This is a genomic window from Grimontia sp. NTOU-MAR1 (genome assembly GCF_035758505.1).
Taxonomy (GTDB): Bacteria; Pseudomonadota; Gammaproteobacteria; order Enterobacterales; family Vibrionaceae; genus Enterovibrio; species Enterovibrio marinus.
In genome coordinates this window covers 708,772-731,637 of the sequence record NZ_CP142109.1, presented here as the reverse complement: position 1 = coordinate 731,637, position 22,866 = coordinate 708,772, and the positions used below count along the sequence as shown (strand labels likewise).

The window sequence follows — 22,866 nt, the reverse complement described above, 5'->3', positions numbered from 1 at the left end:
AACGCCGCGATCACAACACCAGTCAAACTCGCTGAATCCTGCATCTTCAGGTTGTTTGGGTATATATAAACTTTTCTCGCTTTGTTTCTTCCATAAGCCAAATCTAAGAAAGCGCTTCCTGCACAATATACCTTAGCTACATTTTATGGAGAGCCCCTGCGAAAGCGCTGAGATGACTTCGCAGGTTTGTTGATGAGGGAATTATTGTGAAAGTTGCCGTTACCGCCGCCAGTGGGCAATTGGGGGCATCAATCATCAAAGCACTGATTGAGGCCATGCCCAAAGAAAACATTATTGGTTTAGCGCGAACGCCTGAGCGTGCCAAAAATCTTGGCGTTGAAATTCGCCCCGGCGATTATGAGAAACCAGACGACCTTGAACAATCATTGCAAGGTATTGATACGCTGCTATTGGTGTCGGGTATGGACGCGCCAGACAAGCGAATTGGCCAGCACCGAAATGTTATTGATGCCGCGAAAAGAGCCGATGTGAAGAAGATTGTCTACACCAGTGTTCAGGGAGCGGAGGAAGGCACCGCTTTTTCACCCATTATTCAAAGCAACCGACAAACGGAGCAGGACGTGCGGGAATCCGGCCTTGATTGGGTAATAGGCCGCAATGGTATCTATATCGAGCCTGATATCGAGTACATTGAGAACTACAAAAAAGCCGGAGTTATCACCAACTGTGCGGGAGAAGGAAAATGCGGGTATACCACCCGTGGCGAACTTGGCTTCGCGTATGCCCGAATGCTGACCGAAGACAAACACAACGGACAAACCTATAACCTGAATGGTGAAGCGCTCACCCAAACCCAGTTAGCGGAATACCTTAACGCGACATATCACACTCACCTGACTTACGTGCCTCTGTCTTTTGAGGATTATCAAGCTGAACGTATCGCAGAGTTGGGTGAGTTTCTCGGCACGGTTATCGCTGGCATTTATCAGGGTATCAGCGAAGGTAAAGTCGATAACCCCAGCCATTATCAGGAAGCTGCAGGACGCGAACACCAAAGCTGGGGCGACTACTTTGCGGATATAGAGACGGAAGATTGATCTGGATTGGCGATCAGGCCGCTCATTCCGGCCTGATCGTCTGAAATACGGGATACATACTGGCACCGAAAGAGGACAGATTCTCACCGACTCTTGAAGCAGCAAGTGTTGCCATCGGATAATCAAACGACCGCTCAGACCATACTTTTTCTAGGTTCATTTCTTTAATAAGTGCTTCCGCAATTTCTTTTGGGGCAGAGCCGCCAAACACCACACAATCAGGGTCAAACCAAGACAGCGTCAGCATGATTGCGGGAGCTAGCTGGGTAGCAGATTTCTTAATCCAAGCATCCACGACCGGATGTTCAAGCGAAGGAATATCTATCAGCAGATGTACATCTAAACCCGCCTCACGCAAATCAATCATCAGTTCACGAAGACAAGGTCGACGCTCTGGCATCATGGTGAAATAAGCACCAATCTCCCCGGCATTCTGGTGTTTACCACGATATAGTTGTCCATTAATGATCGCCCCACCACCAATACCATGGCCAATTTCCAATAGGAGCATATTGTTCACGTGGTTCCACTTACCGGAATAGAACTCTCCCACCGCACCGACGTTACAATCATTATCAATCCAGACAGGCCACGGAAAATGGCGGCCAAATGCTTCCGCTAAATCCATATCGCGCCAATGCGCCATAGGAGCAATCGCCCAAACATGCTTGCCATTTGCCGTTTGCGGGCCGGGCATTGAAACCCCAACCCCCAAAATACGGGCATGCTGGAGACGATGTTTCGTCACCAGACGTTGTACATGATTGGCGAGCAGAGAAAGTGTTTCTACGACAGGCTGGGATTCGTCATATTCGATGGAAGCAAGGTCGACAGTTTCGCCACGAAAGTTAGCCAAAGAGATTTCAAGCCGTTCGATATGAAACGCTATACCAAACGAGAATGCAGCGTAAGGACTGATTTCAACAGGCACGATTGGTTGACCACGACCAACCACCATACGCTCACCTTCCATGATCCACTGCATAGACAGAAGTTCTTTGCAAATCGTGGTCACCGAACCGCTACCAAGCCCTGACCACTCTGTGATTTTGGCGCGCGAGACCGGGCCATTTTGACGAATAAGGTCCAGGACCTTTCGCTGACCAGGGCTCAGTTCAACAGTTAGCGGAATAACAGGTGCAAGCATATATACATTGAGCTCTTTAAAAATAACGGCTGGGAATCATAGCACTCGATATCTCGACCGCCTATCCAAGGCCTGAAGGAATGTGATTCTAGATACCCTCTAACCCTGCCTCATCGGCAAGCGAACGAAGCATGGCAATATCGTCATGGCTAATCATGTCTATCAGGCCATCACGCATCCAACCAATGATTTCTCCCCTTACGTCGTAGCCGAATTGACGATTGAAAAACAGCGTTGTGTCTTCATTGTTTTCTTTCGTTGGCAAATACAGTCGCGTACATAAACCTGCTTCTTTGTAAGCGACAAGATCTTCCACATGGGCATTCGGGTATTCAAAACAAACACAATCTGCCCGCGAATTCAAAACGGCAGACAGCTGGTTGTTGTACCTTGCCAACGTCACTACCTGCAAGTTCACTTCCGGCACCCGTTTTTTTACCTGATTGATAAGCACATGATCGAAAGCCAGTAATTGAATATGATCCAAGGCCTTCGGTATACGTTTTAGGAGTGTGCTTAACTCTAAAACAAAGGCGTCGCGACGCCTCCTCTGTTTTGCTTCCACCACCAAACCAACATTGTTTTCCACAGCCCACAGCAAGGCTTCCGTCAGGAGCAGTATCTTCGTCCCTTCGAACTCGGGAGAAAACCAGCCGCCAAAATCTAGCGCAGCCAGCTCGGCATAAGTCATTAATTCCACATATCCCTGACCATTCGATGTGCGCTCTACACTTGGGTCATGGATAACGACGATTTGATTGTCTGCCGTCATCGCAATATCAATCTCGATGGTGGAGGTGCCCGCTTTGAGAGCGCCTTGAAAAGCTGGGAGGGTATTTTCGGGGAATAGCGTTGAGTAACCACGATGGCTGTTAAGGTAAATTTTTCCTGTTCCCGCAATACAGAAGTTAAATGACATATCAAATATCCTTTTTAATAAAGTTTAATAAAACTCTATATGCCAAAGATGACCTTAGTCAATCCATATTCGCCGATAAAATTAATCTATATATATAACAACTATATATGTCATTTGTTAATAATGTGTGATATTGATCTCTCGCGGATTTAACCAAAGTAACTTATGTTTGTCATACTCACCAATTAATCTTTTTAGAAAAGTTTATTTATGAGTGACAGATAAGGAGATCACTTACAATGCAAAAAGCAATGGAGCTGAAATCACTCATGGAAACAGTTAGTACGCCAACACTGGAATTGCGCAACATCTGTAAGAAATTCGGTGAATTCACAGCGACGGACAAAGTGAGTTTCACCGCAGATATTGGTGAGTTTGTCACCCTGCTCGGACCTAGCGGATGCGGGAAAACAACGCTGCTGAAAATGATTGGTGGGTTTCACGATATAGACAGTGGCAACATTCTGCTGGGTGGAACAGACATCACCGCACAGTCACCAGAACAACGCAGCACGGCTATGTGTTTTCAGTCTTATGCGCTGTTCCCACACCTGAGTGTGTCGCACAACATCGTCTTTGGCTTGGTGCAAAAAAATGTCAGTGAAGAGGAGCAGCAACAACGTCTAAAACTGGCGCTGGAGCAGGTTGGGTTGACTGAACACAAAGATAAAATGCCAGCTGAGCTCTCAGGTGGTCAGCAACAACGCGTTGCGTTGGCGCGGGCAATGGTAGTAAGACCTGACGTGATTCTGTTCGATGAGCCACTTTCCAACCTCGATGCCAAATTGCGTGAAAGCGTCCGCTATGAAATTAAAGAGCTTCAGCAGCAGTTTCAGTTAACTGCCATTTACGTGACTCATGATCAGGCTGAAGCGCTGGCAATGAGCGATAAAATTGTCGTGTTGAACAAGGGTCGGATTGAGCAAATTGGCTCGCCAGAACAAATTTACCACCATCCTGCCAATCGTTTTGTCGCCGATTTTATTGGTGCCGCTAACATACACACCGCCACCGTACTTTCAACACCAGAACCGGGCGTCTACCGGATTCAATGTGTGTTGGGCGAATTCATAGTGAATTCAGAAAATGCCCCTGCTGCCGAGCGGTGCTATATCTGCTGGCGTCCAGAAGAGGCTGAACCAGTACCAGAATCCGGCGAGAACGTCATTTCTGTAGAAGTCACAGAGAAAGCATTCCTCGGAAATATGACCGATCTTTTTGGTTGCATAAACGGTGAAACCGTCCGTATACAACTTCATCGCCATAGCAGTATCCAGCAAGGTGAGAAGGCACTTTTTAAAGTCCCCGCACATTGCATTCGCTTCCTTGAGGAGGCGACATCATGAAAGTTGTTTTGCTGTTGCTGCCTGGACTCGGCACCATCTTATTTTTAATGGGTGATGCCTTCTATACCACCATTTCCCATAGCTTAGGCTTGGGCAGCGAAGAAAACCGATTTACCCTGCAATACTGGAATGAAATGTTATCGGACAGCATTCTCTGGCGCTCCGTGGGTTACTCCTTCCGTACCTCATTGCTCGGCACATTGGGGGCAGTGCTCCTCGCTTATCCTATCGCTTTGTGGCTAACCAAACCTCTGCAAGGAAAAACCCTGATTATTGGCATGTTGCGAGCGCCTATGTTTGTGCCAGGTTTAGTTGCGGCATTCCTGCTAATGAACGTGATTTCCTACCACGGCATTATCAACGAAGGCCTACTGGCGATTGGGGTCATTGATAAGCCAATCCGGATGACCAATGACAGTTTTGGCTGGAGCGTGGTTTTGCTCCAAATTTGGAAAAACTTACCCTTCGCGCTGATCCTGATTGGTGGCTCGGTAAATAGTATTCGAACGGATTTGCTTCACGCCGCGAGTGATATGGGCGCATCGCGCTTGGCGAGATTCCGGCAGGTAATTTTCCCGCTCACCATACCAGCCTTGCAAGCTTCAATGATCCTGATCTTTATCGGCGCAATGGGTGACTATGCGTTTGCTTCTATTGCAGGTTCACGTACCAGTTACTCCATGACCATGCTGATGTATTTCACCGCGTATCAATACCTAGAATGGGAAAAAGTGTATGTCATTGCCGTTGTATTAATGATAATCGCGGCACTCGGCGCGATTGTAATTACCGCCGTTTTGCAACCCTTTGCCCGCAAACGCTATTCACTCATTTCCCTCAATAATACTGAGCTTGATGAGGTGGCAAAATGACAACGTTAGCACCCACCCAAAACTCGCAGCTTGTTATTAAGCTGTCCGTCGGCTTTTTCTTCATCATCAATTTGATCTGGCTGGGTATGCCTTTTGTCATGGCGTTACTCTGGTCTTTGGTTGACCCAGAGCACCCGTGGAGCTTCCCGGATATTCTTCCACCCGTGTTTTCCTTCGGGCGATGGGAGCTGGTATGGGAAACCACCTCCCTGAAGGAAGCGCTGTTTAACAGTTACACCGTCGCGCCGACCGTTGCGCTGCTGACACTGGCGCTGGCGATGCCGACCGCATACGCTTTTGGCCGACTCTCTTTTCGCGGAAAGCGAATTGCGGAAATGCTGACACTGATTCCCATGGTTATCCCGCCGATGATTCTGGCGATTGTGTTCAGCGCAGTATTGTTTGATTACGGTATATCTGAACCATTTATCAGTATTGTAATCGCTCATACCGTGCTCGCACTTCCCTATGCCATACGCATTCTTTCCGCCGGTTTTTCCAGCGTGCCTCAGGATCTGATTGAAGCATGTGCTGATATGGGAACCGGACGCTGGGGAACATTCCGACACGCCTATTTCCCGATGTTGAAACCAAGCCTGTTAGCCTCCCTGATTTTCTGTCTGGTGATCAGCATTGAAGATTTCAATATGGCCTACGTCCTTGGTGCACCGGATTTTATTACGGTTCCCACCATTTTGTATTCGTTCTTAGGTTACTCATTTATCAGACCGGATGCGGCAGTCGTATCGCTGATCCTGGTCATTCCAAACGTCATTCTAATGCTGATTATCGAACGCCTGTTGAAAGGGAATTATCTTTCTCAATCGACAGGCAAGGGCTAATGAACGGCTTTTCATATCACCCAGAGCAAATGAAGAAGTAGAGGACTTACTCCAATGAAGTACAAAGGATTATCGACAATCGCTGCTGCAGCATTTCTGCCATTGGTGGCATCCGCTTATGACATCACAACCATGAGTTGGGATGACATTGAGCAGCAGGCAAAGAAAGAAGGCAAAGTGACGTTTGCCGTGTGGTATTTGCAACCGGCATTCCGAGAATATGTCAAAACGTTTGAAGATGAGACCGGCATAAAAGTGTACATTCCCGAAGGCACATTTGATGGCAATACCACCAAGCTGTTAGCAGAAACTAAGCGCAAAAAAGGGAGTATGGATGTGGTCGCGATTGGAGCGTCAAAACTGAAGCTTTTTGATGCCCCAAGCCAGTTTGTCAATTTTAATGTATTACCTGATTATGCCAAGCTCAACACCCGGCTCCAGGGGATTGAGTCCAATGGCTATGCGGTAGGCTTTTGGGGTAACCAAACCGGTTTGGCCTACGACCCGACACGCATAGACGAAACAGCACTTCCGCAAAGTTTTGAGGAGCTTACTGCCTACATTCAGGCGAACCCAAAAAGCTTTGGGGTGAATGATCCTAATGGTGGCGGTGGCGGCGGACGCTTTATACAGTCCACCCTCCAACACTTTGCGCCTTCAGACTATACCCAAGAGGCTTCTGAGGCTGTTATGAAAGATTGGAGTCGCGCGTGGAAATGGTTCCACGACAATCGTAACAACATGATAATCACAGCATCCAATGCCGATAGCCTCACCCGAATCAACGACGGTGAAATCGTGATTGCGCCTGCATGGGAGGATCACCTTGCAGGTCTGCAGAAACGTGGCGCCATCGCAGAGAGGATTAAGTTTTATATTCCAGAGTTTGGTATGTCGGGCGGTGGCAATTTTGTCGTGGTGCCAAAGAATGCCAAAAACCTTGCTGCTTCCGTCTATTTCGTTGATTGGCTGACCTCTCCCAAAACCCAATCGGGTTTGAATGCTAAATTCGGCAGTGCGCCACAGCATCCAGATGCCAATGCAGAGGCCGCCTTGGTCAATGCTAGTATGCGACAGAACTCCACCGACTCATTTGGCGAAGAATACGATGTGGAATCAAGGAAACGTTTCACTCGTGAAGTGTTGATGAAATAAGATCAAACTACAGTGCCTTCAAACGCAACGATTTAAGTGCGTTTGAAGGCACCGTCGTTTTGATGGATCTCTATGAAGCTTGCCCCATTGAATAGACCTTACCTCTCCGTTACTTAACCTTCATTGCTAAACGACGCCAAACATCCATTTCCGACCAACTTTCCTGAAAACCATAGGGATAAGCGGGTAACCCCGGATCTGAAGCCTCGCTCAAGGCTTGGATATGCTTGTCTGGCAAATGAATCTGAGCAGCGGCAAGGTTCGCTTTGAGCTGCTCAGCAGTTCTGGCACCAAGCAATATGGAACACACTCCCGGCCTTTGGGCTAACCATGCCAACGCGATATCGGCTACCGATCTTTGATGTTGGATAGCGATCTCATTCAATGCCTCCAATACCCGGTAGGTTCGCTCTCGGTTGCGAAGGTGATAAGCTTCTACACCGCGATTTGGATCTTCTCCCAACCTTGTTGCGCCAGTTGGCAGCAGGTCTTTCTGATACTTGCCGGTCAGCCAGCCTCCACCAAGTGGCGACCAAGGCGTCATTCCTATCCCTTCTTCAAGACAACACGGCAAAAGCTCCAGCTCAATATCCCGCTCCAACAGACTATATTGCGACTGCATAGCGACAGGTACTGGCAACCCGTTCTCTTTCGCCGTGGTAATCACTCTCTGCAATTGCCACCCCGTGAGGTTTGACCAAGCGGTGCAGTGAATCTTACCCGCAGTGACGAGGTCACCCAAAGCCACCAGCGTTTCCATGACATCAGTATCCTTATCCCAGCCATGGATGTAGTAGACATCGATAGCGTCCAGCTGCAGCCGTCGAAGACTGGCATCCACCGAGCGAATAAGGCTCCGTCGCGAAGCGCCATAACTTCCCGGAGGTGGTGAAAATCGCCCTTTTGTCGCCACCAACACATTATTCAATCCACCGCGTAACTTGCCCCACTTTCCAATGATCGCTTCCGACAAACCTGCGCTGTAATTGTCTGCTGTATCGATAAAATTCCCACCGCTTTCAACGAATAGGTCAAGCTGATTGAAGGCTTCTTGCTCAGAAGTTTCCGCGCCAAATGTCATGGCTCCCAGTGCCAACTTAGACACCATTGGGCCAGCATGCCCCAGGCGCACTTTTCCTAAACCTGTTGAGAGTGTGTGTTCATCTGCCATCGCGTTATTTCCTCTTATTTTTCCGGCGTCCACACTTTACGACACAGGGTGACTGCTGACCTTCTCTAGACTAATGGCGAGCACCATTTCATCAACGAAACAGATTGGTAAGGTCTTTTCATGAATAAAAAGGACGTAAACTGAAACGATCTTCAGTTGTTTATCGCTGTTGCCCGTACAGGCGGGTTGTCAGCAGCATCCAGAGTTACCGGGAAAATTCCGGCAACACTGGGACGTAGAATGCTGTCACTTGAACACGATTTAGGCGCAGAGCTCTTTGCCCGTCACGACAAAGGGTATGAATTGCTTTCGGCAGGGAGAAAACTCCTCGAAGAGTTGCAGAGTGTTGAAGCATCACTGGATAAACTTGTGACTCCAGCCAGTCAGAGTCACCACCCTGTAATCAAAATATCTGCAGGTACCTGGACAACCATGCATTTGCTGGCGCATATCGACACTTTGTCTGGCTCGCCGCAAGATTGCCTTATCCGCTTTGTCACATCAGAAAAAGTGCTCGATATCTCCCACAGAGAGGTCGTTATTGGTTTTCGAAATCAGCGCCCAATGGAAGATAACCTCGTATGCCGCAAACTCGGCAGGGTCGAGTTTGCGGCATATGGCACTAAGGACACGCCGCGAAGATGGATACAAGTTGTTGCCGAAACACCTTCAGCAAAGTGGATTGCAAAGCATTCAGGAGCAGAAGTATTTGTTGAAGTCAGTTCACCAAGAAACAGTCTGGATTTGGCTCTCGCAGGAAGAGGCGTTGCCCTGCTGCCTACCTTCATTGGCGACACCGAAGATACGCTCACGCGTCAGGGTTCCATCATAGAGGAACTCAGTCACGATCAATGGCTGGTTACTCACCATGAAGACCGTTACCTACCCGAAGTCAGGCGATTGATTAAAAGGCTAAATGAGGTAATGGGATAGCACCTTACTCCGACAAATTGGTCGCCTTAAACAGCGCGGCTTTGGTAATACAGGCCTCAAGCAGTTCATGGATAACGTCTTCATCTTTCAAAGCTCGGGACACAACCACGCCACCAATCATTAGGGCAGCAAGTGACATAGCACTTTTTCTATCAGGGATTTCCCCTCCACTGCGTGTTTGGAGTATTTCCAATAAACCTTCAAAGACATGGGAGTATGCATTCTTTGCATCACCGTCCAAACTCGATACGTCGGTTGCAAATGCAGCCAGCGGGCAAGGTGACACTTTTTGTTCGACGTGCTCTTCACAAAGATACGTTTTTACGATCTTTTCAAAGCTTAAATTCCCATCAGACTCGCGCAGAATTCCTGCCAGAGGGCTGTCCTCTGTCGCAGCATAAACAGCTTCTTTGTATAGCTCTTGTTTGGAGCTGAAATGAGCGTAGAAAGCGCCATGCGTTAGTTTTGCATCTCTCATTACCTCGCCAAGCGATACATTGTGAAATCCTTTGTTAGCAAACAGTCTCACCGCACTTTTCAAAATCTTCTTACGCGTTTCCTGCTTTTTTGTCGTTGGCCAAGGCATAAATCATCCAAAATATTATGTTGAACATATAGTCAATCATCTTAATCTCCTCTCTACAACCACGGAAGATTTAAGTCGGCAAATTTCTACCAAGAAAACATTTTTATTCAATGTGTTACTTAAGGAGAGAAGATCATGGGAATGCTTAACACATTATCTAAGGGCACCAATTACGACGCGATTTCTACTGGCGGGATAGATGCTATCGATACCTTCACATTTCGACATGAAGCTTTGCCAGTGGATGTTGAAGGAAAGGTCTTCGTTAGTGAGGCTCTGGGGATGTCCGGCGGTATCCTTTCTCTTAATTCACTGGCTCCACATACCTCTATGCCATTTCACCACGTCCATATCGAGCATGAAGAAATCTACATTTTCATGGGAGGACAAGGCGAATTTATGGTGGATGATAATCGATTCGAGGTCACCACTGGCTCTGTCGTACGTGTGGCTCCCGAAGGTGTACGCTGTTGGAGAAATACCTCTAATTCACCGCTTTACTATGCCGTTCTTCAGGTAAAAGCAGGTAGTGAAACCGTGAAAAATACCATTGAAGATGGCCGTGGTGTAAATCGTCCAGTAGCCTGGTGATATGGTATCCGCACCAAAGATTCTAAAAGCCATGGAGCTGCATCAAAACTGTCATAAAGAAACGAATAAAGATTACACAACGGTTGGTGTGATTCCGGGGCTTTTTTCAGGACTCCGTTAATTCCGCGCCTTCAACGAAAACGCGCCACCTCCAAAGGCAGGTAGCGCGCTTTTTATTTTTGCTTTTCTGGCCGCCTTATTGACCCGTACAGAATGCTTCAAAGAGTTGAGGTGTATTATCAAATCCTTCAACTTCAGCAAGTTCCCATGGACGTTCACATCGGTTGGTGTTTGCACACCATTGATACCCCGCAGAAGGAATGCAGCCATGTTCATCGCGATCTGCGCCAACCATGGTGGGGGAATCCGTCGTATTTTTTGCACATCCAGCCATAAAAAGGGCCAAGAGTGAAACAAGAGTGAGCTTTTTCACTGAGCAATGTCTCTTGGGGAAATAGAGATAGTTATGAAAGCACATTTTCAATCGTTAGGAGAACACGAATTTCGGATAACCCAGTTAAAAAACGCGCCGTTGGCGCGTCTTGTCGTTAAAAATGATGGGATATTAGCTCGCTTGCTGTAAACGGTGATAGAGCGAGTCCTTCAATACTGCACGGTCATGTTTCAGTTTGTGCATCTCTTCATCATCAATGGGGGAGTCTCTGAGCTCCAGACTGCGGATCTCTTTATCAAGTGCATTGTATTTTTTATTGTCTTCCGCGAATGCGGTGTCTTGAGTGGAGAGTTCAGTGATCAAGTCTTTGAAATCTGGGAACTCGTGAACGAGAGAGTGGACTTCACCTAACATATCAACTCCTTATCTGTTTTCCTTGGTAGTTGGATTCAAGATCCCTTCTGTCGAGCCTTTACAATAGAAAATTCTCAACCATGTAGATATACCCATGGTTGAGAATAGTCGACTTCATGCCCAGGGGTTAACTTTATCGGTGACAACAACGGCAAGCAATGGCTAGAAATAAAGTGGATAGGAAGGTTTATAAGAATCAATGTGATAGCGCTCAAGGAATAGCGAATTAATTTTTATATTAGTCACAAATATAAAACTGAACTGATAGTGCATGAATGAACAAATAATTTTGCAATAACCCACACAAAAAAATTAAATCCTAAAGACGTTTTTTCAAATACAACTCACTAATGAGTCACCTTAAGGCTTCACCTATACACCAATTAAAATTTAGGCACTTAGGTGAAGCATAATCATGACTGGAATCTCTGACAGCACGTAGATAAGTTAGGCGGAGAAAAGAACCAAAAAGGGATGAAAATGTTTAAGTTAGCCCTAAATTACATCCAAGATGAATCTGGTGTGACAGCGATAGAATACGCAATGCTGGGAATAATTATATCAACCATTATTCTAGCAACATTTTTTGAAACCTCGGCTTTGCCCAAAGCGCTTGGTGATGCAATGATTCTTATAGAAAGCAATATTAATGCAGCAAACAATTAAAAACGCACCCTGACAGGCGCGTTTCCTCATCTCTGTTTACAACAGTGGCTCTACACCCATCTGGTCTAAGCAAAAGGCATACACATCAGCGCCTAAATCCAACACTTTATGCATCGGCATGCCGGCACCATGCCCTGCATTCACATCGATTCGAATTAACACAGGGTTTTCGCCCGCATGTTTTGCCTGTAACTCAGCGATAAATTTGTATGAGTGGGCAGGCACAACGCGATCATCATGATCTGCCGTTGTGACCAAGGTTGAAGGATAGACAACGTCTTCCCTAACGTTGTGCACCGGAGAGTAACCCAACAAATACTTGAACATTGCTTCACTTTGCGAAGACGTGCCGTAGTCATACTTCCAGCCTTCACCCGACGTGAAAGTGTGGTAGCGCAGCATGTCCAACACACCGACGGCAGGCAACGCCACTTTATACAGGTCTGGTCGCTGCGTCATACACGCGCCCACCAGCAAGCCACCGTTAGAACCACCTCGAATCGCCAGTTTCTCAGGTGATGTATAGCTTTCAGTAATCAAAAACTCTGCGGCAGAAATAAAATCATCGAACACATTTTGTTTCTGAAGCTGAGTGCCTGCCTGATGCCATGCTTTACCGTATTCACCACCACCACGCAGGTTTGCAACGGCATAAATGCCGCCCATTTCAATCCATGCTGCAATACTTGGGTTGAAAGCTGGCTCTAAGCTGATATTGAAACCGCCATAACCATAAAGAATGGTTGGATGTGAACCATCCAGCTCAATGCCTTTGCGATAGCAAATGGTCATCGGAACTTTGGTGCCGTCTTTTGAGGTGTAAAACACCTGGCGTGATTCAAGCTTCTCACTGTCGATAGTGCAGGCGCTTTGACGATAGCGTTCGGTGACTCCTGATTCTGGGTCGAAGCGATAGGTGTCTACTGCTGTCGTGTAATTGGTGAAGGTAAAATACAGTGTTTCGTCTCGTTCGCGACCTGAGAAGCCAGACGCTGTACCTACGTCAGGCAGAGTCACATCACGTACCTTTTCACCACTCAGGCGATACTGTTTCACCTGAGTCTGCACATCAACCAGGTAGCTCGCAAACAGGTAACCCGCGCCGGTTGAGATGCTAAGTTCGTGCTCTGTTTCGGCAATCAAGTCTTCCCAATTAGCCTGATCAGGTTTTTGCGCATCCGTCACCACAATGCGTCCCATCGGTGCATCCAGGTTGGTGTAAATGATGAGTTTGCCATCTTGATGCTCAATCACATCACTATCTGCACTGTCATCGTCAGTCAGACACAAGCGCTCGCCATTACCTCTCAGATCCTGTACGTAAAGCATGTTCCCCGATGTTGCATTGGCGCCAGTGATCACAAGGAAACTGTCGTCTTCAGTGGTGTAGCCGCCGACATAGCGAAACTGCGGGTCATTCTCTCCACCAAATACCAACTCATCTTCCGCCTGCGACGTCCCTAATGTATGGAAGTAAAGTTTGTGATGTTCGGTCCTCGCTGATAATTCGTTGCCCTCAGGTTTGTCATATGTCGAGTAGTAAAAACCTTCACTGCCGCGCCACTGAATGCCAGAGAATTTCACGTTCTCGATTTTATCGGCTTGCAGCTCTCCCGTTTCAGCATCCAGCACATAGATGGTTCGCCAATCACTGCCACCTTCAGAGGTCGAATAGGCAATGAACTTGTCGTCACGCGAAAAACGTAATTGATCAAGCGATGTGGTGCCTTCGTCGCTCCAACTATTCGGGTCAAGAAAGACTTTGGCATCCGACAATTCACTCTGGGTACGATACACCACGGACTGGTTCTGCAGTCCATCGTTACGGTAAAAATAGGTGTAGTCCCCGCGATCAAACGGTGCCGACTCTTTCACATAGTTATTGGCAGCTTCAAGCCGCTCACGAATCGCATTGCGGAAAGGGATATTGTGCAAATAGTCAAAGGTCACCGCATTCTGGGCTTCTACCCATTGGGCGGTTTCTTCACTCAAATCATCTTCCAGCCAACGGTAAGGATCGGCGACTTCTTGGGAGAAATATGTATCGACAATTGTATCTTTGCGTGTTTTTGGGTAATCAAACATGACTTCTCCATCCATGGTTTGGGTAAAGATATAGTGCGACAATTATAGAAAGCAGGCTTGAATGCAACCTTGCTTAAAAAATGGTTTTCGTAGACAACTCGCAAACTCACTCTCAGAAACGTGTAAACGAATCATTCCAGCAATAACTGAGAGTCTTTAATTTTGAGACGGTTTAACTCACAAAGTCGTGATAGTTTAAGGCCGTTTTTCGCTAACAAACATAAGCTTATACTTATCAACCCCAGTGAGCCTTCAGCTCGGGTCGGGAAAATGATTCAAGGACTGACAGGATACCATTATGGATATGCTCGCCGGACTGCTTGCAGGTCTACCAAACTTCATCATCTACTTTGCTACTTCACTGGCGTTTGTACTGATTTTCAAGTTCATCTATGTCCGTATTACGCCCTACGACGAGTGGTCTCTAATAAAAGATAAGCAAAGCGTAACGGCTGCAGTCGCTTTGGGTGGCGCGTTTCTTGGTTACTGTATTGCCATTGCCGGTGCGGCGCAAAACTCAGTCAACATTGTCGACTTTATGGTGTGGGGCGTGATTGCCATGCTGGCGCAGTTTATTGCCTTTGCGATCGTTCGCTTTGTGATGTTGAAAGAGCTGACACAGCGAATTGAAAATGACGAATTACCTGCCGGTATCATTCTGGCTGTGGTCTCTTTTTCCATCGGCGTACTCAACGCTGCTTGCCTGACCTACTAACGGAGGCAGTCATGAAACGGAGTCAAAACGTTATTCGTCCAACCATGGACAAAGCCGCCAAAGTGATCCCTTTTGCATTTGTTGGAGGTATATCAGGCTGCTTCTTCGAGCCTGAAACCGAGGGTTTCGTGTTCCAGTCCGCACAGGATTGTGCCCGTTCATTTCCAGACCAGATTGAGGAGTGCCGAATCGCGTATCAGGATGCGCTTGAAGATACCGCGCAATCTGCCCCACGTTACAACAATGAATACGAGTGCGAAGTCGACTTTTCAGATGGCTGTGATCGTTACAACAACTGGTACATTCCGGCGATGGCAGGCTTTTTCTTCGCCAACATGTTGGACGACGACTACTTCAAGAAAAAGAAGAAACGTTACTATTCCAAGCCACTGTATGGCTATCGCGGCAAGTATTATTCTGGCGATGGTAACTTCTATAGCTCATCGAGCAACAAATCGGTGAAGGTCTCTACCAGCTCAATTACCAAACCAAAATCCAGCGGCACCATCGGACAGGTCATGTCTCGCGGCGGCTTTGGTAAATCCGTCTCGCGCGCATCTTCTTCACGTAGCGGCGGTTAGAACATGTTCCGGCGGCAAATCCCAGAGCGTCCACACTGGCGGGAACTGGCAAAGCAATACGGCTTTGGGTTTCACACCATGTATGGCGAACCTTATTGGGATGAAACCGCCTACTACCAGTTCAACCTCAAGCAAATTGAGGAAGATCTGGAAAAACCTACCGAAGAGATCCACCAGATGTGTCTTGATGTGGTAGAGCGTGTCATTCGCAGCGACGAACTTCTAGCCAAATTCGGTATTCCCGAAGCCATGTGGGATTTGGTCGCAGGTTCTTGGCGACGCCGGGATCCATCGCTGTATGCCCGTCTGGATTTCACCTACGACGGCGTGGGTCCTGCCAAGCTTTATGAAAACAACGCTGATACCCCCACTTCTTTGTTTGAAACCGGCTTCTGGCAATGGGTATGGCTGGAAGATGTGGTGAACAGCGGGCGCATCCACCAAAGTGCCGACCAGTTCAATATCCTTCAGGATTACATCATGGAGCGCTTCGCCGAACTCGCCAAACGCCAACCGGGCCAAACGCTTCACTTCAGTTGCTGTAAAGACACAGAAGAAGACCGTGCAACAGTTCAGTACCTTGAAGACTGCGCCAAAGAAGCCGGGTTACACACGAGCTTTGTCTACGTCGAAGACATTGGTGTGAATGATGCCGGTGAGTTTGTCGACCTGACGGGACGAGTCATTCGCTGGATGTTCAAGCTCTATCCGTGGGAGTTCATGTTTGACGAGGAGTATGCACAATTCTTGGGTAGCGCCACCATTAACTGGCTGGAGCCGATGTGGAAGTCTGTGCTTTCCAACAAAGCTCTGCTTCCGATGCTTTGGAAACTCCATACTAATCATCCTAATTTGTTGCCTGCCTACTTCGCGGATGATCCGAAAGCATCTTCCCTGTCTGACTTCGTGCTTAAGCCGCTATTTTCGCGCGAGGGCGCCAACATCGAGATCGTCAGAAATGGCGCCTCGACCTTAAAAACTGATGGGCCGTATGATCTCTCTCAAGCTATCGTCCAGCAGTACCAACCACTGCCAAAGTTCGGCGACAACTTCACCTTGATTGGCAGCTGGCTGGTCAACGATCGCGCTGCTGGCATTTCTATTCGTGAAGACGCGTCACTGGTGACTCAAGATCTCGCAAGATATCTACCTCATGTCATTCTTTAATCTCATAGAGAAAAGATACATAAAAAAGCGACTCAGAAGAGTCGCTTTGGCTTAGGGGGATGTTTTTTGGGATTAGTTTTACTGCTGGTTTGCCGCCGGAATCACTGGGTATTGGAAGCCCGCCATCTGCTCGATGCAGTGAATCACCTGACAGCTGTAACCGAATTCATTGTCATACCAAATGTAGAGCACACAGCGATTACCATCGGCGATAGTCGCTTCGCTGTCTACAACACCTGCATAACGAGAACCAACGATGTCCGAGGATACTATTTCAGTCGATTGGGTGTAATCAATCTGACCCGCCAACGGAGACATGAGCGCCGTCTCACGCAGGTAGGTATTCAGTGAATCGCGGTCCACGTCTTTGCCCAAGTTCAGGTTGGCAATCGCCATCGAGACGTTGGGGGTTGGAACGCGGATAGCATTACCCGTCAGCTTTCCTTTTAATTCAGGTAAAGCTTTCGCAACGGCTTTTGCAGCACCTGTTGATGTCAGTACCATGTTTAATGAAGCTGCACGTCCACGGCGATCACCGTTGTGAAAATTATCAATCAGATTTTGATCGTTGGTGAATGAGTGTACCGTCTCGATGTGACCCGATTCCACGCCATAACGATCGTTCATCGCTTTCAGCACAGGCGTAATCGCGTTCGTGGTGCAGCTTGCTGCAGACACAATGGTATCGCTGTCTGCAATATCACCATGGTTAACACCAAATACAATGTTTTTGATTTCTCCTTTACCTGGTGCTGTTAACAGCACTTTACCCACACCTTTGGCAGTCAGGTGGTTGCTAAGGCCATCAACATCACGCCACATGCCTGTGTTATCAACCACCACAGCGTTTTTAATGCCGTGTGCTTCATAGTCAACTTCTGAAGGGTGGTTCGCGTAAATGATCTGAATGTAGTTGCCATTCACGATTAGGGCATTGCGGGCATGGTCCACCAGAATGGAACCGTTAAATGGCCCGTGAACAGAATCACGACGCAGTAAGCTGGCGCGTTTTTCAAGGTCGCCATCTTTACCGCCACGTACAACAATCGCTCGTAGACGCAGTGGGTAGCCTGGTCCGCTTTTTTCTACCATCAGGCGCGTTACCAAGCGCCCAATTCGGCCAAAGCCATACAACACGATATCTCTGGGCTCCTTAAGACTCGTGGACGGCGGCAGGTCTGCGATTGCTGTTTTTAGGAAATCATCAAGTTGGGCAGGATCTTCATGGTCACGCCAATAAAGATTGGCGAGACGGCCGATATCAATTCGACAATGAGAGAGCGGCATTTGCGCCAGAGATTCCAAAATAGGGAGCGTGTGTGCAGTAGTCACTTCCTGTCCGGTATACCAACGCGCTACACGGTGTGATTTCAACAAATCAATCGTGCTGGCATTAATAACAGCACGACCGTAGATTTGAATTTCGACGCCCTTCTCACGATAAAGCTTGCTAATGAGAGGTGACATAATTTCTGCGTCGGCCTGACTTTGTTGCCATTGGGTAAGATGTTGTTCTGGACTCATCGCGACTTTCTTTGCCTTTTTGGAATTTAGGGTATAAAAATTAAATCAGTAACTGTTTTTATTATTTTGGCGGAGAGTCTAACGGCACGATTATTATTAACCTAGCAAAAATAAGTTCCTTTCTATACCATTTAAATTCAGTAAGTTATTAAAGAATCCGTTAAAATATTACAAGTGTAAAACGCTTTCATTTTCTCTTCCTCAAAATCTGATTGAAAGTTTACTACGTATAATTTTCATAGACTTCCATCATCACCACTTAATACGCCCAATAAAATAACCATTCTACAACACTGATTTATCCTATGTGACAACACTGCAACAGCAGTAGACAAATAGGCCTTAGTGGATCCAGGCTCAGTTCCCCATAGAAAAAATGGCGCCCTCTCACCATATTGATTACACATCTAAATGTTTCATTTTTGCGTCGAATTTATTGACCACATATAAAACAGTAACTTATAGACATAAATATGCTTATTTGTGACTCAAGCTTGATAAAAATTCTATCGGATGTATCATTTAAAGGGCTTAAATGCTTAGACCTCTAAAGGATTAATCAAAACAATGAGTACCGAGACGATACACCAGAGCGCGACATTGACGCGTTTGAGGACGGAAAACGACGCCTGGGTATTTCGCACTCCGCGAATCGAAGATGGCATCAGGATCCACGAGCTTATCGCCAGTTGCCCCCCACTCGATGAAAACTCCTCGTACTGCAATTTCCTTCAATCATCTCACTTCAATAAGACCTGCATTCTCGCAGAGCACAAGGGTTCCGTAGCCGGATTTATTTCCGGGTACCTAAAGCCTGAAGCCCCTAATGAGCTGTTTGTGTGGCAAGTCGCCGTTTCACCCGAGGCGCGCGGCAAAGGTCTCGCTTATCACATGCTGCAAGAGTTGCTGATGCGCGAACACCTAGTAGACGTCAGCGTTGTAGAAACCACTATCACCGGATCCAACAAAGGTTCTTGGAGCTTATTCCGTAAGCTGGATGCCGCCTGTGGTGAACAGGGTGAAGTCACTGTGTTTCTTGACGAAGAACAGCACTTCAAAGGACGTCACGACACGGAATTTTTGTTCCGCATTCCTTTGAAATAAAAACATTCTTAAAGATATAAAACGGATTCCAAATGGAAATTTTTAACAAGCAAGAGTCAAACGTTAAGTCATATTGCAACAGCTTTCCTGTTGTCTTTACCTCAGCAAAAGGCTGTTGGCTGACTACCGACTCAGGAGAACGCTACATTGATTTTCTGGCTGGTGCTGGTTCACTGAACTACGGCCATAACAACCCAATCCTCAAAGAAGCATTGGTTGACTACATCTCGAACGACGGTATTACCCATGGCTTGGATATGTTTACCGAAGCCAAAGCTGCTTTCCTAACCGCACTCCGTAATCACATCTTCGCCCCCAGAAATCTTGATTACAGAGTGCAGTTCACCGGCCCAACTGGCACCAATGCAGTAGAAGCGGCGATGAAACTGGCCCGCAAAGTCACTGGCCGCACCAACATCGTTACCTTCACCAATGGTTTTCACGGATGTACCATGGGTGCACTCACGGCAACCGGCAATCAACACCACCGTGGTGGCGCCGGCACACCGCTGTTTGGCACATCCCGCATTCCTTATGAAGACTATGCGGGCATTGACGGCCTTGCGCTGTTCGAAGCCATGCTGAATGACAATTCAAGTGGTCTAGATAAGCCGGCAGCAGTGTTGCTAGAAACCCTGCAAGGTGAAGGTGGCCTGAACGTCGCTTCAAACGAATGGTTACAAAAGCTGAGCAAGATCTGTAAAGCCCACGGCATTCTGCTGATTGTTGATGATATTCAGGCTGGCTGTGGCCGCACCGGCACCTTCTTCAGCTTCGAACCTTCTGGTATCAAACCAGACATCGTGACCCTGTCAAAATCTATCGGAGGTTACGGCCTGCCAATGGCACTGGTGCTGCTCAAACCTGAGCTGGATAAATGGTCTCCGGGTGAACATAACGGTACCTTCCGCGGCAACAACCACGCTTTCGTTACCGCGACAAAAGCCATTGAACATTACTGGCAAAATAGTGATTTTGAAGATCACATCGCAGCGCGAAGCCAACAGGTTTCCAAGACTATCGACCGTTCACTGAAGCACTTGTCTTCACTGTTCGTTCGTGCAAAAGGGCGTGGCATGATGCAGGGCATCGAGTGTAATAGCGGCGATATCGCCAGCGCGATTTCCCGTCGTTGCTTCGAGCAAGGCATGATCATTGAGACTGCAGGGCCTGATGACGAAGTCGTGAAGTTCTTCTGTCCGCTCACTATCAGCGAGTCAGAGCTTGAACAAGGTCTGCACATCTTTGAAAAAGCAGCTCAGGAAGTTGCGAACGAACTCACCCGCAAAGCGTCTTAAGGGAATAAGAAACATGATCGTAAGAACTCTGGAAGAGTGTAAAAACAGCGAACGCCGCGTTGTATCTGAAACATGGGAAAGTGTCCGCATGTTGCTGAAAGATGACCAGATGGGTTTTTCATTTCATATCACCACCATCTTCAAAGATACAGAAACCCACATTCACTACAAAAACCATCTGGAGTCTGTGTACTGCATGTCTGGTGAAGGTGAAATTGAAGTAGTGGGTGGCGAAACTTACCCAATCAAACCGGGCACACTCTACATTCTAGACAAACACGATGAACACCTCCTGCGCGCTTACGAAGGTGCGGACATGGTAATGGCATGTGTATTTAACCCACCAATTACCGGACAAGAAGTTCACGATGAAAACGGCGTTTACCCGTTAGTAGATTAATAAGAATACGTTTTTTTGGGGGCCTTTTTGCCCCCTTTTTATTTACGACTGACAAGGATTGCAATTATGACTTACACCGTTGAGAAAATCGGTGGTACGTCTATGTCGGCATTTGATGCCGTATTGGACAACATTTTCCTTCGCCCCAAGAACCCGTATAACCGTGTATTTGTAGTTTCTGCCTACGGTGGTATTACTGATGCGCTTCTTGAGAGCAAGCGTTCTGGAGAGCCGGGGATCTACCAGCTCGTTGCAAAGCGCGATGAACAATGGGCTGACGCCATTGATGCGCTCGAGGTTCGTCTGAAAATGATCAATGAAAACCTGTTCGCTGATCCGCTTAACCGCACCCGCGCCGACAACTTCATTGCTGAGCGTCTGAAAGATGCCAAAGACTGTATTTCAAACATCCTGGCGACATGCAGTTATGGTCAGTTCACGCTTCGCCAATACCTGCCGCAAATTCGAGAGTTTTTATCTTCAATCGGCGAAGCCCATAGCGCTTACAACACTGCTCTGAAGCTAAGAACTCTTGGTGTGAATGCTAGGTTTGTCGATCTCTCAGGATGGGACAACAAGCTTTCCGGCACGCTAGACGAAGTGATTGCCGAAGCGTTCAGAGAGATAGATGTCACCACTGAGCTGCCAATTGTGACCGGTTACGCTTACTGTGATGAAGGTCTAATGAAGACTTATGATCGCGGTTACAGCGAAATGACCTTCAGCCGCATTGCCTGTCAAACCTCAGCAGATCTAGCGATCATCCACAAAGAATATCACCTCAGCAGCGCGGACCCTCGCATTGCTGGCCCAGAAAACGTGTTACCAATTGGCCAAAGTAACTTTGATGTCGCTGATCAGCTTGCTAATCTGGGTATGGAGGCTATTCACCCGAATGCAGCGTCTGGACTGCGTAAGAAAGATATTCCGCTACAGATCAAAAATACCTTTGAACCCGAGCACCAAGGTACGTTGATTTCTCAGGCTTACCAGCCGGATTCGGAGAAGATCGAGATCATTGCGGGTCGCGACAAGGTATTCGCCTTGCACATTTTCGATCAGGCCATGGTGGGGAACGTTGATAACGTTGGCTATGAATTGATGGAAATGATCGCTGACGAGAGTGTGAATCTTGTCGGTAAAGAAATGAGCGCCAACTCCCTTACCTATTACCTGAGCGGCGTAGCCAAGAACCTCAACAAACTACTTTACCGTGCGGAAAAACGCTTCCCTGATTCAACGATCACGAACCACATGGTCGCTCTAATTTCTGCGATTGGTTCACAGATCAATACCAATACTACCTTAAGCAAAGGTGTGCTGGCGTTGATGAACAGCGATATTTCGCCGATTGCGGTTCATTCGTCCATGCGTAATGTGAACGTGCAATTTGTGGTAAAAGACGAAATGTATGAAGGTGCGATCCGCGCATTGCACGATGAATTCTTTGTACAAACAGAGAAGAAAGATAAACAAGTCGCTTAAATTAACGTCTTCACCTTATATCCAAACCTAAGCCGGAGTTATCTCCGGCTTTTTATTTCGAGATATTCTATATACATATACCCAAACGACCTGAAGATTCGCGCATCTTCAGGTCGTTTGAGTATAAGATCTTAATAATCGCAAGTATCAGCCAATTTTCTTAATGCCAGAATTTATATACATTACGATTAAATATGTAAGACCTTCTTTCCTAACGTCATATTAATCAGACATTCCACCCTTAAAGATGAAAGTAAAATTTTCATTAATATTTTCAATTGGTTAATAACTACTTTTATTCGAGACTCAATATCATGATCTCTTAGCAGGCAATGATTGCAACAATTTCGTTACATGACGGAGCAAAAAGAGCACCAACTCCTAACCTAACCCACTAACTTTTACGATTGATG

At 47.1% G+C, this 22,866-nt stretch carries 23 protein-coding genes; 15 read left to right on the top strand and 8 right to left on the bottom strand.

Annotation, left to right across the window (positions count from 1 at the left end; all coding sequences use genetic code 11):
• Nucleotides 1-206: 206 nt before the first annotated feature.
• The gene (locus VP504_RS21245) at nucleotides 207-1,058 is read left to right on the top strand and encodes an SDR family oxidoreductase (RefSeq protein WP_325895347.1); all 852 of its coding nucleotides are present in this window, start codon (nucleotides 207-209) and stop codon (nucleotides 1,056-1,058) included.
• A 22-nt stretch (nucleotides 1,059-1,080) separates the two neighbouring features.
• On the opposite strand, the gene VP504_RS21240 is transcribed toward VP504_RS21245, so the two are convergent.
• Nucleotides 1,081-2,205 carry an ROK family transcriptional regulator gene (locus VP504_RS21240; protein ID WP_325895346.1) on the bottom strand — a complete coding sequence of 375 codons (1,125 nt, stop codon included), beginning with the start codon at nucleotides 2,203-2,205 and terminating at the stop codon, nucleotides 1,081-1,083.
• A gap of 88 nt (nucleotides 2,206-2,293) precedes the next feature.
• Nucleotides 2,294-3,124 (bottom strand): glycerophosphodiester phosphodiesterase, encoded by an 831-nt coding sequence (locus VP504_RS21235; protein ID WP_325895345.1) that lies wholly within the window; start codon nucleotides 3,122-3,124, stop codon nucleotides 2,294-2,296.
• Between the two features lie 239 nt (nucleotides 3,125-3,363).
• Between VP504_RS21235 and VP504_RS21230 the strand changes: the two genes are divergently transcribed.
• Genes VP504_RS21230 through VP504_RS21215 form a run of 4 tightly spaced genes read left to right on the top strand, consistent with a single transcriptional unit; the run spans nucleotide 3,364 to nucleotide 7,339 of the window.
• Nucleotides 3,364-4,470 (top strand): ABC transporter ATP-binding protein, encoded by a 1,107-nt coding sequence (locus VP504_RS21230; protein WP_325895344.1) that lies wholly within the window; start codon nucleotides 3,364-3,366, stop codon nucleotides 4,468-4,470.
• The gene (locus VP504_RS21225; RefSeq protein WP_325895343.1) at nucleotides 4,467-5,342 is read left to right on the top strand and encodes an ABC transporter permease; all 876 of its coding nucleotides are present in this window, start codon (nucleotides 4,467-4,469) and stop codon (nucleotides 5,340-5,342) included. Before VP504_RS21230 ends, VP504_RS21225 begins: the two co-directional genes overlap by 4 nt.
• The gene (locus VP504_RS21220) at nucleotides 5,339-6,184 is read left to right on the top strand and encodes an ABC transporter permease (RefSeq protein WP_325895342.1); all 846 of its coding nucleotides are present in this window, start codon (nucleotides 5,339-5,341) and stop codon (nucleotides 6,182-6,184) included. The genes VP504_RS21225 and VP504_RS21220 overlap by 4 nt, the downstream gene beginning before the upstream one ends.
• Nucleotides 6,185-6,238: 54 nt before the next feature.
• Nucleotides 6,239-7,339: an extracellular solute-binding protein gene (locus tag VP504_RS21215; protein ID WP_325895341.1), complete on the top strand. Its 1,101-nt coding sequence runs from the start codon at nucleotides 6,239-6,241 to the stop codon at nucleotides 7,337-7,339.
• 109 nt (nucleotides 7,340-7,448) lie between these two features.
• Here the strand turns inward: VP504_RS21215 and VP504_RS21210 are convergent, their stop codons facing one another.
• Complete coding sequence (locus VP504_RS21210; protein ID WP_325895340.1) at nucleotides 7,449-8,510, bottom strand: aldo/keto reductase; 1,062 nt, start codon at nucleotides 8,508-8,510, stop codon at nucleotides 7,449-7,451.
• Nucleotides 8,511-8,666: 156 nt separating this feature from the next.
• On the opposite strand from VP504_RS21210, the gene VP504_RS21205 reads away from it, so the two are divergent.
• A complete protein-coding gene (locus VP504_RS21205; RefSeq protein WP_325895339.1) occupies nucleotides 8,667-9,443 on the top strand; it encodes a LysR family transcriptional regulator in 777 nt (258 codons plus the stop codon).
• Between the two features lie 4 nt (nucleotides 9,444-9,447).
• On the opposite strand, the gene VP504_RS21200 is transcribed toward VP504_RS21205, so the two are convergent.
• Nucleotides 9,448-10,029, bottom strand: coding sequence for a TetR/AcrR family transcriptional regulator (locus VP504_RS21200; protein WP_325895338.1), 582 nt, complete (start codon nucleotides 10,027-10,029; stop codon nucleotides 9,448-9,450).
• 135 nt (nucleotides 10,030-10,164) lie between these two features.
• On the opposite strand from VP504_RS21200, the gene VP504_RS21195 reads away from it, so the two are divergent.
• Entirely contained in the window at nucleotides 10,165-10,620 is a 456-nt protein-coding gene (locus VP504_RS21195; protein ID WP_325895337.1) for a cupin domain-containing protein, read from the top strand.
• Between the two features lie 196 nt (nucleotides 10,621-10,816).
• On the opposite strand, the gene VP504_RS21190 is transcribed toward VP504_RS21195, so the two are convergent.
• Together VP504_RS21190 and VP504_RS21185 are read right to left on the bottom strand one after the other, a co-directional pair.
• Entirely contained in the window at nucleotides 10,817-11,053 is a 237-nt protein-coding gene (locus VP504_RS21190; protein WP_325895336.1) for a serine protease, read from the bottom strand.
• Between the two features lie 132 nt (nucleotides 11,054-11,185).
• Nucleotides 11,186-11,428: a YdcH family protein gene (locus tag VP504_RS21185; protein ID WP_325895335.1), complete on the bottom strand. Its 243-nt coding sequence runs from the start codon at nucleotides 11,426-11,428 to the stop codon at nucleotides 11,186-11,188.
• 480 nt (nucleotides 11,429-11,908) lie between these two features.
• Here VP504_RS21185 and VP504_RS21180 point away from each other — a divergent pair, with 480 nt between their 5' ends.
• A complete protein-coding gene (locus VP504_RS21180) occupies nucleotides 11,909-12,094 on the top strand; it encodes a Flp family type IVb pilin (RefSeq protein WP_325895334.1) in 186 nt (61 codons plus the stop codon).
• 36 nt (nucleotides 12,095-12,130) lie between these two features.
• Here VP504_RS21180 and VP504_RS21175 read toward each other — a convergent pair whose 3' ends face one another.
• Entirely contained in the window at nucleotides 12,131-14,179 is a 2,049-nt protein-coding gene (locus tag VP504_RS21175) for a prolyl oligopeptidase family serine peptidase (protein ID WP_325895333.1), read from the bottom strand.
• 298 nt (nucleotides 14,180-14,477) lie between these two features.
• Between VP504_RS21175 and VP504_RS21170 the strand changes: the two genes are divergently transcribed.
• Genes VP504_RS21170 through VP504_RS21160 form a run of 3 tightly spaced genes read left to right on the top strand, consistent with a single transcriptional unit; the run spans nucleotide 14,478 to nucleotide 16,642 of the window.
• Nucleotides 14,478-14,894 carry a DUF350 domain-containing protein gene (locus tag VP504_RS21170; protein WP_325895332.1) on the top strand — a complete coding sequence of 139 codons (417 nt, stop codon included), beginning with the start codon at nucleotides 14,478-14,480 and terminating at the stop codon, nucleotides 14,892-14,894.
• Between the two features lie 11 nt (nucleotides 14,895-14,905).
• On the top strand, nucleotides 14,906-15,475 hold the full coding sequence (locus VP504_RS21165) for a DUF1190 domain-containing protein (protein ID WP_325895331.1): 570 nt from the start codon (nucleotides 14,906-14,908) through the stop codon (nucleotides 15,473-15,475).
• 3 nt (nucleotides 15,476-15,478) lie between these two features.
• The gene (locus tag VP504_RS21160; protein WP_325895330.1) at nucleotides 15,479-16,642 is read left to right on the top strand and encodes a glutathionylspermidine synthase family protein; all 1,164 of its coding nucleotides are present in this window, start codon (nucleotides 15,479-15,481) and stop codon (nucleotides 16,640-16,642) included.
• A gap of 78 nt (nucleotides 16,643-16,720) precedes the next feature.
• On the opposite strand, the gene VP504_RS21155 is transcribed toward VP504_RS21160, so the two are convergent.
• Complete coding sequence (locus VP504_RS21155) at nucleotides 16,721-18,166, bottom strand: glyceraldehyde-3-phosphate dehydrogenase (protein WP_325895329.1); 1,446 nt, start codon at nucleotides 18,164-18,166, stop codon at nucleotides 16,721-16,723.
• Between the two features lie 567 nt (nucleotides 18,167-18,733).
• Between VP504_RS21155 and ectA the strand changes: the two genes are divergently transcribed.
• From ectA to VP504_RS21135, 4 genes are all read left to right on the top strand, one after another.
• Nucleotides 18,734-19,270: a diaminobutyrate acetyltransferase gene (ectA, locus tag VP504_RS21150; protein WP_325895328.1), complete on the top strand. Its 537-nt coding sequence runs from the start codon at nucleotides 18,734-18,736 to the stop codon at nucleotides 19,268-19,270.
• A 32-nt stretch (nucleotides 19,271-19,302) separates the two neighbouring features.
• On the top strand, nucleotides 19,303-20,568 hold the full coding sequence (gene ectB / locus VP504_RS21145; RefSeq protein ID WP_325895327.1) for a diaminobutyrate--2-oxoglutarate transaminase: 1,266 nt from the start codon (nucleotides 19,303-19,305) through the stop codon (nucleotides 20,566-20,568).
• 13 nt (nucleotides 20,569-20,581) lie between these two features.
• Nucleotides 20,582-20,968 carry an ectoine synthase gene (locus VP504_RS21140; RefSeq protein ID WP_325895326.1) on the top strand — a complete coding sequence of 129 codons (387 nt, stop codon included), beginning with the start codon at nucleotides 20,582-20,584 and terminating at the stop codon, nucleotides 20,966-20,968.
• Between the two features lie 66 nt (nucleotides 20,969-21,034).
• On the top strand, nucleotides 21,035-22,453 hold the full coding sequence (locus VP504_RS21135; protein WP_325895325.1) for an aspartate kinase: 1,419 nt from the start codon (nucleotides 21,035-21,037) through the stop codon (nucleotides 22,451-22,453).
• Nucleotides 22,454-22,866 lie beyond the last annotated feature (413 nt).